The 12,683-nt window shown below is 43.9% G+C and carries 15 protein-coding genes and 1 pseudogene; 15 read left to right on the plus strand and 1 reads right to left on the minus strand.

The genetic code is table 11. From position 1 onward, the window contains the following. The first annotated feature begins 99 nt into the window (after nucleotides 1-99). From GTU79_RS27375 to GTU79_RS27445, 15 genes and pseudogenes are all read left to right on the plus strand, one after another. Complete coding sequence (locus GTU79_RS27375; RefSeq protein WP_214513549.1) at nucleotides 100-531, plus strand: pyruvate formate lyase family protein; 432 nt, start codon at nucleotides 100-102, stop codon at nucleotides 529-531. Further along, complete coding sequence (locus tag GTU79_RS27380; RefSeq protein ID WP_214513550.1) at nucleotides 528-1,097, plus strand: pyruvate formate lyase family protein; 570 nt, start codon at nucleotides 528-530, stop codon at nucleotides 1,095-1,097. Before GTU79_RS27375 ends, GTU79_RS27380 begins: the two co-directional genes overlap by 4 nt. Beyond that, nucleotides 1,094-1,636: pseudogene (locus tag GTU79_RS31725) on the plus strand (pyruvate formate lyase family protein). The gene GTU79_RS27380 and the pseudogene GTU79_RS31725 overlap by 4 nt, the downstream one beginning before the upstream one ends. A 50-nt stretch (nucleotides 1,637-1,686) precedes the next feature. Further along, a complete protein-coding gene (locus tag GTU79_RS27395) occupies nucleotides 1,687-2,487 on the plus strand; it encodes a pyruvate formate lyase family protein (RefSeq protein ID WP_253073444.1) in 801 nt (266 codons plus the stop codon). 387 nt (nucleotides 2,488-2,874) lie between these two features. Further along, nucleotides 2,875-3,054: a 4Fe-4S cluster-binding domain-containing protein gene (locus GTU79_RS31730; RefSeq protein WP_214513554.1), complete on the plus strand. Its 180-nt coding sequence runs from the start codon at nucleotides 2,875-2,877 to the stop codon at nucleotides 3,052-3,054. A 531-nt stretch (nucleotides 3,055-3,585) separates the two neighbouring features. Further along, nucleotides 3,586-3,870 carry a PTS system mannose/fructose/sorbose family transporter subunit IID gene (locus tag GTU79_RS31735; protein WP_420854210.1) on the plus strand — a complete coding sequence of 95 codons (285 nt, stop codon included), beginning with the start codon at nucleotides 3,586-3,588 and terminating at the stop codon, nucleotides 3,868-3,870. A 50-nt stretch (nucleotides 3,871-3,920) separates the two neighbouring features. Then, on the plus strand, nucleotides 3,921-4,238 hold the full coding sequence (locus tag GTU79_RS30905) for a glycine radical domain-containing protein (RefSeq protein WP_253073445.1): 318 nt from the start codon (nucleotides 3,921-3,923) through the stop codon (nucleotides 4,236-4,238). 112 nt (nucleotides 4,239-4,350) lie between these two features. Further along, on the plus strand, nucleotides 4,351-5,205 hold the full coding sequence (locus tag GTU79_RS27410; RefSeq protein ID WP_214513555.1) for an HAD-IIB family hydrolase: 855 nt from the start codon (nucleotides 4,351-4,353) through the stop codon (nucleotides 5,203-5,205). Between the two features lie 128 nt (nucleotides 5,206-5,333). After that, nucleotides 5,334-5,612 carry a GntR family transcriptional regulator gene (locus tag GTU79_RS27415; RefSeq protein ID WP_214513556.1) on the plus strand — a complete coding sequence of 93 codons (279 nt, stop codon included), beginning with the start codon at nucleotides 5,334-5,336 and terminating at the stop codon, nucleotides 5,610-5,612. A gap of 26 nt (nucleotides 5,613-5,638) precedes the next feature. Then, nucleotides 5,639-5,980 (plus strand): UTRA domain-containing protein, encoded by a 342-nt coding sequence (locus tag GTU79_RS27420; protein WP_214513557.1) that lies wholly within the window; start codon nucleotides 5,639-5,641, stop codon nucleotides 5,978-5,980. Between the two features lie 386 nt (nucleotides 5,981-6,366). Next, entirely contained in the window at nucleotides 6,367-6,801 is a 435-nt protein-coding gene (locus GTU79_RS27425) for a hypothetical protein (protein ID WP_214513558.1), read from the plus strand. Between the two features lie 2 nt (nucleotides 6,802-6,803). Further along, nucleotides 6,804-7,115: a hypothetical protein gene (locus GTU79_RS27430; RefSeq protein ID WP_253073701.1), complete on the plus strand. Its 312-nt coding sequence runs from the start codon at nucleotides 6,804-6,806 to the stop codon at nucleotides 7,113-7,115. A 72-nt stretch (nucleotides 7,116-7,187) separates the two neighbouring features. Then, nucleotides 7,188-8,138 carry a transaldolase gene (gene tal, locus GTU79_RS27435; protein WP_203520310.1) on the plus strand — a complete coding sequence of 317 codons (951 nt, stop codon included), beginning with the start codon at nucleotides 7,188-7,190 and terminating at the stop codon, nucleotides 8,136-8,138. Nucleotides 8,139-8,156: 18 nt separating this feature from the next. Beyond that, nucleotides 8,157-10,151, plus strand: coding sequence for a transketolase (tkt, locus tag GTU79_RS27440; RefSeq protein ID WP_203520308.1), 1,995 nt, complete (start codon nucleotides 8,157-8,159; stop codon nucleotides 10,149-10,151). A 547-nt stretch (nucleotides 10,152-10,698) separates the two neighbouring features. Further along, nucleotides 10,699-11,523 (plus strand): YdcF family protein, encoded by an 825-nt coding sequence (locus GTU79_RS27445; RefSeq protein ID WP_214513559.1) that lies wholly within the window; start codon nucleotides 10,699-10,701, stop codon nucleotides 11,521-11,523. A gap of 71 nt (nucleotides 11,524-11,594) precedes the next feature. Here GTU79_RS27445 and GTU79_RS27450 read toward each other — a convergent pair whose 3' ends face one another. Next, on the minus strand, nucleotides 11,595-12,458 hold the full coding sequence (locus GTU79_RS27450; protein ID WP_203520305.1) for a phage integrase N-terminal domain-containing protein: 864 nt from the start codon (nucleotides 12,456-12,458) through the stop codon (nucleotides 11,595-11,597). Nucleotides 12,459-12,683 lie beyond the last annotated feature (225 nt).

Below are 12,683 nucleotides of genomic sequence, written 5' to 3' on the forward strand. Positions count from 1 at the left end.
AAAGTCTGTCTACATACTAAGAAAGGCGGAACTCAATATTATGGCTTTGTCTTTTAGGCTTTAAAAAATTGAAAGGAGCAATAGAATGTCTGAAAATAAATGTTTATTACCCAAAGGTATAAAAAGGGAAGAACGTACAAAAAATTAAATAAAGCTATGCGTAATGCAAAGCCATCTATTTGTGTAGAGCGTGCGGACTTGATTACAAAAAGCTACAAAGAAACGGAAGGAATGCCTTATATTTTAAGACGCGCACATGGTATTAAATATATACTGGAAAATATGACAATATTCATTGATGAGGATGAACTAATTGTAGGAAACCATGGGTCAAAACCGCGTTCAGCTCCTCTTTTTCCTGAGTTTGGAACTTTTGGCAAGAAGGAACTTGATTTGATGCCAGTTCGTAAAGTAGATACCCTTCAGATTACAGAAGAAGATAAAGAATTCCTGTTAAATCATATCTATCCATATTGGAAAAACAAAAATACAGGTGATATATCCAGATATTACATTGATGAAAAATTATGAAAGTTCTGGACTCACCTTATCGGGTGTTTAACCCTTTAAGTCGTGCAAGGAGCGGTTATGGACATTATCTCCCAGATATCGAAAAGATTCTCCACCATGGATTTAAGTATGTGGAAAACCAGGCAAAAGAAGCTTTGGAAAAACTGAACATTCTAGAACCGGAATATATGGATCAGACCCATTTCTATCAGGCAGTCCTAACAGTATGTGAGGGAATAAATAACTTCCAGAAACGTTATGAGAAGTTAGCAAAAAAAATGGCAGAAGAGGAAAACAATTCAGGAAGAAAACAAGAACTTTTGATGATTGCAAAGAACTGTGAACGCGTGCCATACGAACCGGCAAGATCTTACTGGGAGGCATTGCAGTCTTACTGGTTTGTAATTCTCATTGATTATTGTTCCCAGAACGGTTCCGCAATATCCGGCGGTCGTGTAGACCAGATATTTTATCCTTATTATAAGCATGATATCGATGAGGGTATCATGGTAAAAGAAGAAGCTAGAGAGCTTTTGGAAGCACTTTGGGTAAAAACAGTGATATCATCAAAGCTGGAACGTATATGAGCGCCCGTAACAACGGTGGATTTGCAACGACAGTTAATGTAGTACTTGGAGGGCTGAATGGGCATGGTGAGAATTCAGTGAATGAATTAACATATTTATGCCTTGAGGCAGAAGAGGCCGTATTCAATTCTGAACCTAATACAAGTATCCGTGTTTCCAAAAGAATCCGGATAAGTTCATTAAGAAAGTTATCGAAATTTTGGTACATAAAGAAGGCGGGAAGCTTCCATTTTTAATGATGAAATCATAGTTAATGGTCTGATGGTGAATGGAGTCAGCGAAAAGACGCATTGAATTATGCTATTGTCGGGTGCGTAGAGCCTACCGGTCAGGGAAATACCATGGGGCGTACCAATGCATGTTATTTTAACCTGGCAAAATGTCTGGAGCTAGCTCTATTTAACGGCGTATGTCAGATGTCCGGTGAACAGATGGGGCCAAAGACAGGAAGATTTGAAGATTTTACCTGCTACGAAGATTTGAAGAAGGCATATGAGACACAGGTAAAATACTTTGTGGATATGATGGTCAGTTCCTGAATTCTATCGAGCTGCTTCATGCTCGCTATGGGCAGCATATCTATTCCTCTATGCTTATAGATGGCTGTATGGAAAAAGGAAAGGATTGTACCTCTGGCGGAGCAAAATATGATTATGCAGGAGTTCAGGGTGTCGGTATGGCAGATGTGGGAGATTCCTTGACAGCTATTAATAAACTTGTCTATGAATGGGGAAAAATAACACCAGAAGATTTGATTAAAGCATTGAAAACAAATTTTAAAGATAATGAAATTCTAAGGAATATACTAATTAATAGTGCGCCAAAATATGGAAATGATATTGAAGAAGCCGATGAGCAGTGTGTATATGTTGCAGAACAGTATTGCAAATGTGTACAGGGTTTGACATCTCCTCATGGGGCGATTTATCGTCCTGGCCTGTTCTGTCTGTCTTCTAATACACCACTTGGACGTCAGGTGTGTGCACTTCCAAGTGGAAGGCTGAGCGGTACTCCTCTGGGGGATGGAGGGATTTCACCAAAGCACGGTATGGATTGTGCTGGTCCCACAGCTGCCTGCAAATCCGTTGCAAGAGTACCCCAGGTAATGGCAATCAACGGTGTCAATTTCAACATGAAATTTATGCCCACTATGTTGAAGACGGAGGAAGACCGGCAAAAATTAGTTGATATGATTCGAGTATATTTTTCCATGGGTGGTGTGCATATTCAGTTTAATGTGCTGACAGCCGAAAAGTTAAAAGATGCACAGAAACAACCGGAAGCATACAGAAATCTGGTAGTGCGTGTAGCTGGTTACAGTGCATTCTTCGTTGAACTGGATAAGGATATCCAGGATGAGATTATCAGTCGTACTACTCAGGGTGAATGAAGCAAGGAGAACCAGAATGAGAGAAACGAAAGGTAACGTATTTGATATACAAAGATATAGTATCCACGATGGAGACGGAATTCGTACGGTTGTATTCTTAAAAGATGCCCATTGCGTTGTAAATGGTGTGCGAATCCGGAATCCTGGTCTTCATGTCCACAATTGTTTTATTCTCCTTCCCGATGCATTGGATGTGCTTCTTGTGTAAGACGCTGCAAAAATAAGGAAATGACATGGGAAGATGGAAAAATCCAGCCTCATTGGGACAGGTGCAGCAATGATGAACTGGAATGGACGAAAGTCTGCCCTGCAAAAGCCCTGATAATAAAAGGGAATGGATGTCTGTTGAGCAAGTTATAGCTGAGATAGAAAAAGACAGACTGTTCTATGAAAGGAGCAAGGAGGGTTACCCTCTCAGGAGGGGAACCTCTGGCTCAGCCTGAGTTTGCTGCTGCTTTATTAGAGCAATGTAAGGACAAAGGAATTAATACGGCATTAGAAACAACCGGATATGTAAAAAGGAAATTCTGGAGCAGATATTACCATTTACTGATTTGTTTTATATGATTTTAAGGTGTTAGATTCAGCAAAACATAAAAATGGACTGGCGTAGAGAATTCACGGATTTTGGAGAATTTAAAGTATCTTGCAGGAATGAAGGCAGATATTGTAGTCAGAACACCTCTGATTCCGGGAGTGAATGACAGTATAGATGAGATAAAATCCATGGTCACAACCTTAAAAAATACGGAATCAAGAAATATGATATTCTGCCTTTCCATCAATATGGAAGCAAAAATATAGTTCATGCGGGCTGTCTTATTCCATGAAAGGAGTAGAACCGCCGGACGAAAAATTAATAGAAGATATTAGAAAAATGATTTTATCAGAAGGAATGCTGCCCAGATAAATAGTCTACATATGCTTGTAAACGAGTTATTCACTTTATGCTCTATTTTTACCCAAAAATATGGTGGAATAATAAATTAGTTTTTGTTTACCCCAATATTTATTATAGAACCATCTAATTACGATATTCGGCATGCGTTTTTGTATTTTAAAAGATATAAGATCGGATGGAAGGCAGTGGGTTTCATTATGGGAAACAGGGCCAATGCCATCGGAGGATCAATTGCCATGCTAGGGACAATTGTTGTTGGTACAGTGGCGACAATAAGGGTTAATGTACATACCTCCTTTATAAAGCTAAACGCACAGGGTGGTACTATCGTTAACCTCCAGCACACTCTCGATGGTATATTACCTAAATTGCTAACTGCCGTTAGTTGTTATACCATGTCCTCCAGTAATATTACTTCGTATATTCCCAACGGATTTGATGTGGGGCGACCCCTGATGGCCACCTGGCCAGAAGCCCGCTGAATGAAGGCTGCTCTCCCACCCAAGGTACTGATACGCGGGGACCAACAGCAGTGATTAATTCCGTCGCCAAATTGCCCAATGTTAAAGTCGCCGCAGGCCAATTGCTGAATATGCGGTTCTCTCCGGGCGTACTCGCCGGCGACGAAAATCTCGATAAATTCGTTTCTTTTCTTAACACCTTGGTAATTAAAGGGATTTATCACTGCCAGTTTAACGTGTTCAACACAAAAACCTTATTGGACGCCAAAGCGCACCCAGAAAATTATGCCGACCTGATTGTTCGCGTTGTAGGCTACTGCGCACAATATATTTCACTGATGCCCGAAGCACAGGATGCGATAATTGCCAGGACCACCAACGGATGGTAGCCTCGATGATAAAATGAAATGATTCAACTTCGGTTATACCCTATAGCTTTCGAGTTGCAGGGCGGCAGCCAACGCACCTGCAGCTTGAAAGATGACGGGTAAATAGGTAGAGATGATGGAAAAAACATTGTATGTCACTGATATGGATGGCACCTTACTCAATAAACAAGGCAGATTGTCAGAATACAGCAAAGCGGCAATACGCCGTTTTGCCGAAGATAATATTCTGTTCACTTGTGCAACGGGAAGAACTCTTACTTCAGTGAACGCCTTATTAGGCGATACAGCATTTACGTGTCCAGCGATCCTTAGTGATGGTTTATTCATTTATAACATGCTTGATAGCGCAGTAATATATACCAATCCTTTATCTAATGAATCCATCAATAATATTGAGTCTATTTTGATAAAATCAAAGTCTGATGGTTTTTTATATGCTCTTCAAGATGCTCAATATTCACTTTTTTACAAATCGTTAAAACACCCCCTTGCCTACCATTTTCATCAACAAAAATTACGTTTTTTGCAAAACAACACCTTTCAGATCCCTAGCTTTGCTCATTTGCCCGCGTCTTACATACCCCTCTATTTCGTTATTTATGGCCCCTATTCGCAGCTTGTCAAACTTCGGAATGATTTCGAAGCCTTACCCGGTATCCATTGCTTACTGAATCGTGATGTTTATCATCCCCAGAAAGACATTTTTTTCATGAATGTATTGAACGCGGATTGTTCTAAAGCATCGGCAATCCACCATTTAAAAAAACTTGTTAATGCCTCGGAAGTTGTTGCATTCGGTGATAATTTAAACGATATCCCGATGCTTATGGCAGCAGATCGTTGTTATGTCACTGAAAATGGCATTCCGCAGGCAAAGGAAATAGCAACTGGCGTGATTGGATCATGCGATGAGGATGCCGTGGTCCGATTTATTGAACGGGAAATCATGGTCAATGGGCCCCAATGAGCCTCAACGTAAACTGATGACGGTGACCTTCATCCAACCGGCCAATTCATTGCCCTAAGCTAGGAATTGCACTTTTTGTATGATACATTTAAACCTTACCGTTACTCTCATGAAGAGGCATAAAGGTTATGATGAGTAGTGAATATATTAAAGAATCTTTCCAGTTTAATGAAGAAAGTAACACGTCAATGTATGCTCAATTGGCGTCTTATATAAAACATCAAATCCGGTTGGGTGTCTTTAAGCCCCATGACAAAATGGTGACGGAAACGGAGCTATGCGAGATGTTGGGCATCAGTCGGACAACGGTCAGGCTGGCGATGAATCAGTTGTTAGACGAAGGACTGATTGTTCGCTACCGGGGTAAAGGATCTTTATTGCCGAGGATAAAATACGCCGAAGATTAAACAATATGTATAATTTTTCGGAAAGCATGCGTGAAGAAGGAGTCAATCCCAGCTCCGTGGTGTTGAAGAGTCAGATTATCGAGGCTGATGAAGTTACGGCAAAAAAACTTCAGCTCCCCCCGCACCAAAAGAAAGTATTTGAACTCACACGTATTCGTTGTGGCGATGGACATCCATTATTGTTGGAAACAACACGGATCCCCTATAATTTATGTGAAGGTATAGAAAACATTCAATTTGAGAATACCTCGCTCTATAACACACTGAGCAACCAATTTGGTCTCAATATATATCATGCGGTAGAAACCATTGAGGCGATCCTCATTGATAGGAGTGCCGCGATTCATCTTCAATGTGACAAAAAGTGATGCCTGGTTACCAAATCGAACGCATTTCTCATCTTGAATCTGGTTATATCTTCGAATACACCACCTCGGTCACGCGCGCTGACAAGTGCAGTTTCAAACTTGACTTATATAACAATAACTCTAACAAAAACACGATGGGTTTTTCCCGGCAACTTAAGCATTAATCGCTATAAATTAGGCCTGTAGCTCCAGGCCACTCTTCATTCGACCTTTCTTTCGACCTTTCTTTTGACCTTGTTCCCCCCGGGCGGCCGCCCTGACACTTAACAGCATAATGTGACCGCTTTCGCAGTTTCCCGTTATTTCAATTGCCTATGTTGACATCTATTTAGCTAAGTATAGAATGTATCATACAAATGATTCTTATGATGCAAACGGAGCTTAGTATGAAACCCATTAAAAAAGCCATTGAAATGACCCCGGTAGAGCTGGCCAGCTACATCGACCAATCCGTCCTCAAACCCGAATTCACGGTAGCGGAAATTCGCAAATATATTCAAGAAGGCATTGATTTTAAATGTAAAACTGTCTGCGTCAATCCTGCATCGTTAGCCATTGCCCGTGAAATGTGTACTGGAACCGATACCGGCATCTGCGTAGTCTGTGATTTCCCGTTCGGTAACTCAACGACTGAATCCAAGGTCCAGCAGGCGGAAATCATCTGTCGGAAACGGGATGTGGAAGACCTTGATATTGTATCCAACTACGGATTGATCCGCAGCGGATTGTGGGCCGAAGTCGAAGCAGACATAAAAGCCGTCGTTGATGTAGGCCATAAATATGGTTCAGCGGTGAAAGTTATTTTGAAACCGATGCTTTAACACTGGATCAGGTTGCTAAGGCCACGGATGCCGCCTGCAAGGCGGGTGCTGACTTCGTCAAAACATCTACGGGATTTTTTGTTGGCGGAGAAAGTAAGGGGGCCATTCCTGAGGTTATCAAGGTCATGCTGGATGCGGCAAAAGGCCGTTGCAAAGTGAAAGGTTCAGGCTGTATTCGCACTCGCGAACATTTCCTGCAATTAATTGACATGGGTATTGATCGCATGGGTGTCGGATATCGTTCCACTCCTACGGTCCTGGGTTTGTCCGTAGAGAAGGCAAAAGCAGCAGTCACGGCCAAGGAAAGTTATTAAGGATAAAAACAGGCCGGATATTATTCACTCCGGCCTTGATACTTCTCAACAAATTAATTCAGGGCGTTCATCATGAGTCAATTAGACGAACTAAAAAAAATGACTACGGTTGTTGCCGATAGCGGCGATATAGAGTCCATCCGGCAATTTTCACCGCAAGACGCGACAACCAATCCATCCTTAATTCTTAAAGCTGCCGTATTACCTCAATATAAATCGTTAATTGATGAGGCTATTGATTATGCCCATCAACAGGGCGGCGACCGTCATGTGCAATTAGTGAATGCCGGCGATGCGTTGGCAGTAAATATCGGCGCCGAAATATTGAAATCCGTGCCGGGCCGTATTTCGACCGAGGTCGATGCCCGTCTCTCTTTTGATCGTGGCCTTTGTGAATGTAAGGCACGTAAACTTATCAGAATGTACGCAGAAAAGAGGATCGATAAATCCCGTATCTTGATCAAACTGGCATCAACTTGGGAAGGCATTCGCGCAGCCGAAATTCTGGAGAAAGAAGGGATCAATTGTAATCTGACTCTACTGTTTTCATTCGCCCAGGCCCGCGCTTGCGCCGAAGCGGGTGTGTTTCTTATTTCTCCTTTTGTCGGTCGTATTTATGACTGGTATCAGACGAAGCAACCTAATGCCGACTATTCACCAGATACCGATCCGGGTGTGGTCTCCGTGCAAAATATTTACCAATATTACAAAGCACACAGCTATGAAACGGTCATCATGGGGGCGAGTTTCCGTCGTCTGGAACAGATCATCGCTTTGGCGGGATGTGATCGTCTGACTATTGCCCCCGGCTGGCTCAAACAATTGCAAGAAAATAACGGTGTCGTTGAACGTAAATTAACACCGCCGGCCATTAAAAAATATCGCCCTTCGCCAATCACCGAAATGGAATTTCGCTGGCTGCATAATCAAGACGCCATGGCCGTAGAAAAGTTATCCGAAGGGATCCGTTTGTTCGCTGTCGATCAGCAGAAATTGGAAAACATGCTGCTAGAGCTTCTTTAATCCACAAGGAATCAAAACATGCCATCACATAAAGAACTTGCCAACGCAATACGTGCTCTGAGCATGGATAGTGTGCAAAAAGCCAACTCCGGGCATCCGGGCGCGCCCATGGGGATGGCTGATATGGCGGAAGTCCTCTGGCGCGGTTTCTTAAAACATAATCCGTCTAATCCAGATTGGGTGGATCGGGATCGTTTTATCTTATCCAACGGGCACGCCTCAATGCTGCTGTACAGCTTGCTGCATTTAACGGGCTATAAGGTAACACTTGATGACTTAAAACAGTTCCGTCAGCTTCATTCTAAAACACCCGGTCACCCTGAATACGGCTATACCCCGGGGGTGGAAACGACGACCGGGCCACTCGGGCAGGGATTGGCCAACGCAGTAGGCATGGCGATTGCCGAAAGGACACTGGCGGCACAATTCAATCGACCGGGCCATACGATTGTAGACCATTATACCTATGTTTTTATGGGGGATGGCTGCCTGATGGAAGGTCTCTCCCATGAAGTTTGTTCGCTCGCGGGAACGCTGCATTTGGGAAAGCTTATTGCTTTTTATGATGATAATGGTATTTCCATTGATGGTGAAACCAAGGGTTGGTTTACCGATGATACGGCTAAACGCTTCGAAGCTTATGGTTGGCAGGTGATACGGCGTATCGATGGTCACAATGCCACGGCAATCAAGACAGCTATCGAAGATGCACGGAAAGAGACGAGTAAACCTACCCTGCTGATGTGCAAAACGGTGATTGGTTATGGCTCGCCCAACAAATCCAACAGTCATGATGCGCATGGCGCCCCGTTAGGTGAGTCGGAAATAACCGCCACCCGTAACGCTATTGACTGGCGATATCCGCCCTTTGATATCCCCCACGAAATCTATGCCGACTGGGATGCCAAGGAAGCGGGACAGATGAAAGAACACGCCTGGGATGATAAATATGTCGCTTATCATGCGGCTTATCCAAAGCTGGCGGCAGAATTCAGTCGCCGGGTTAGCAATACGTTGCCACATGACTGGAACGATAAAACGACGCAATTTATCGGTCAATTACAAGCGAACCCTAGCAATATTGCCACCCGTAAAGCGTCCCAAAATGCGTTGGGAGCCTATGCTCGGCTTTTGCCGGAATTTCTCGGCGGTTCCGCCGATTTAGCACCGAGCAATCTGACTATGTGGCTAGGTTGTATAGCGCAAAACGAAAATGAAGCGGGTAATTATATTCACTATGGTGTCCGTGAATTTGGTATGTCGGCCATCATGAACGGAATTGCGTTACATGGTGGCTTTATCCCTTTCGGCGGCACATTCCTGATGTTTATGGAATATGCGCGCAACGCGGTGCGCATGGCGGCGTTGATGAAAATACGTTCGATTTTCGTCTATACGCATGATTCGATCGGTCTTGGAGAAGATGGCCCGACTCATCAACCGGTTGAGCAGATGGCCAGTCTAAGAATGACGCCCAATATGCGCACCTGGCGCCCTTGTGATCAGGTTGAAGCGGCCGTAGCCTGGAAAATAGCGATTGAACGTCGGGATGGTCCTTCCGCATTGATCTTTTCACGGCAAAATCTGCCTCAGCAGCCACGCACACCAGACCAACTGGCTCAAATACGTCGTGGTGGTTATGTCCTGAAAGATTGCGGCAATCCACCGGAATTAATCCTGATAGCCACAGGTTCAGAGATCAAACTTGCGGTTACCGCCTATGAGTTACTGACGGGTGAAGGATTCAACGTCAGGGTCGTATCCATGCCTTCAACCGAACAGTTTGACCAACAGGAAGCCGCTTATCGTGAGTCCGTCCTTCCGTCGGCGGTCACTAAGCGTCTGGCTATTGAAGCCGGGATTGCTGATTTTTGGTATAAGTACGTTGGATTACAAGGCGCCATTATAGGCATGACCCGATTCGGTGAGTCAGCGCCTGCTGAACAGTTATTTGTTCAATTCGGATTTACAGATGATAACATTCTGGCACACTGTAAACAATTACTGAGTTAATTGACTCCTGCCCTAAATTTCACAGCGGCTTGCGCCAGAAAGAGCCGCTGTTGATGATTTAATGGTGTTGAACATGGAAACAATGCAAAAGTTATACTGATTACTCATTTTATTACTGTTTGCTTGTTGCGATAAAAATAATCCCAAAAATAATGCATTTATGCCGGATAAGGCGATGAAATTATACCTCCATTGTTGACTGAAGAATGCTCAGGTAAGGAAGATTTTTCATAAATTTATCTATGAAGAAATTTCTTGGTTACGCACAGAGGTGAATTATGGTGATATTTATAGCTTTTAACAGAAAATTAAAAAATTATATCCGTTGCCAACAGGTTAGTGATAACTTTGACTCATGTGATTAGATATCATTTTTCTTTAATTCTTCTATAAAATGAATTTTAGAAATATTCCTTTATCACATTTTATAAAATAAATTTAAAAATTATCGCTAATTTATATGTTTTATATAAAAAACAACTTCATGGTCTCATCTATAACAGATAAATATATATAACAACATTACATAGACGCGGGATCATTAAATATGCACATCGAAGATACCGATTCATCAAACCCGGCACCATTCAATGACGAGCTTATCACAGCAGTAAATATCATTGCTGCCTGGCTTGCTGTTGACGATTTATCCGCTCAATTAGCTCATACATGCGCCGACATAATTATCTTGGCCGGCAATGCGGTATTAGCGACAATAGATGGTGCATGCACATTAGCCAACAAATATGGCATACCTTTAGTTATCACTGGGGGTATTGGCCACTCCACCTCGTTTCTTGAGACGGCTGTTGCACAACATCCCCGCTATCGTGTGATTAATACTAGGGCATGCCCGGAAGCTAATATTCTGCATGATATTGCTACCACTTTCAGGAAAGTGCCAAGTGAACAAATTTATCTGGAAAACGCTACTAAAAACACGGGGGAAAAAGCTCTATGTTCGCGTGCTTTACTTGAAAAGCTATCATTGACACCTAAGAACGTTATCCTTATACAAGAACCATTGTTGCAACGTCGTACTGATGCAACCTTTCAACAAACATGGCTAGATTCAACCCATAAACCCACGTTTACCAAATGGCCAACATATATTCCACGCCTGACAAATACGATTGATGGCGTCGGTTTTGCCGGTGACGATCGGGACGAATTATGGCCGGTTAATCGTTTTCTATCACTATTGATAGGTGAAGTTCCCCGTCTACGGGATGATAAACAGGGATACGGCCCCAAGGGAAAAAATTATATAGGTCATCTGGATATACCTGACGCGATTGAAGAGGCCTGGCAGAAGCTAATGCAAAACAAATTGCTATCAGTAGCACGGCTAAATCGTATCATGCCTGTCTGACAATTATCACTATGTTGTGTTTCTTCCCTATTGCGTTAATGTCGGTATGAGTTTTTGAACCATACCCAGACCTACCGTCCCAAATAAACAGTAGTGATCTGGGTACGCTCATGCCCCAGCTCTCGGCTTATGGTCTGGCGCGCGATCGCATCCTGGGCACGCTTTGGGGGTGATAGCATGTGGCTTGACTTGCCACCTGCCGCCGGAGCCGACCATCCCGTCAATGCCTGATATCGGGCCTGGGCGTAATGATGCCGCAGCCCATGCATATTACTCAGCCCTGCCGCTTTGCATTGCCCGTCATAGACATTGCGCTGCTGTATATAGGTTTTATATGCTGGTATCAGCGAACCCGAGCCAGCCAATCTATGCGACCGGTCGAGCACATCTCGTTGCTCAGCAGTTAGGATGGGTATCGTTCGTTCACGCCCGCCCTTGGTCCATGTTCTCTTAAGAACGAGACAATCTCCACGGTCAGCATAGCCGGGTCGGAACTTGATGGACTCTTCACGGCGCAGACCAAAGGCCTTTTGCAAAAGCAGACTCATGCGTACATAGGGATCATTTACTTTATCCAAACTATCGCCTAACTCGCGCGCCTTGTTCTCGCTGGCGACAAATCGCCGCTCAGGGATACCCAGTTGCGTATTATCTGTTGGGATAACACCGGCTTTGCCGACCTTCTCGGCCCACCAACGCAAATGCGCCAGGCGATTCTTAAGTGTGCCTGCCGACAATCCTTCGCCCTGCCAACGCTCCAATAATACCCTGACATGCTTGCCCTTAAGCGATGTTGCCCGCATCTGCCGAAATCCCGCCTCCCGCAATTGACGGCTGGCCAACGCCAGTGAACGCATCCGGTCAGCCTGCGTCGCATGGCTGCCATCGCGATTGCGTTGGCATAGCTGGCGTAGCGTATAGGTGAGATCATCCATCGATATCTCCTGTTTGACTATGGCGTTTTCTGTCCTGAGCTAAAAAAGGTGAGTGTTATTGCCAACTCGCTGAAGCGAGATCCCCGAAGGGCATGGGCCAGGTGCTCAGATCACCTGTTGCCTCGAATGAGGCCACCATCCTGCTTCCTGTGGGAAGACCGGACGGTGTTTACCGCAAGGAATAGCGATGCAAACAATTTGGATAATGACCTCCTATGAAGTGAT

Origin of the sequence: Sodalis ligni (assembly GCF_016865525.2) — a bacterium.
Lineage (GTDB): Bacteria > Pseudomonadota > Gammaproteobacteria > Enterobacterales > Enterobacteriaceae > Acerihabitans > Acerihabitans ligni.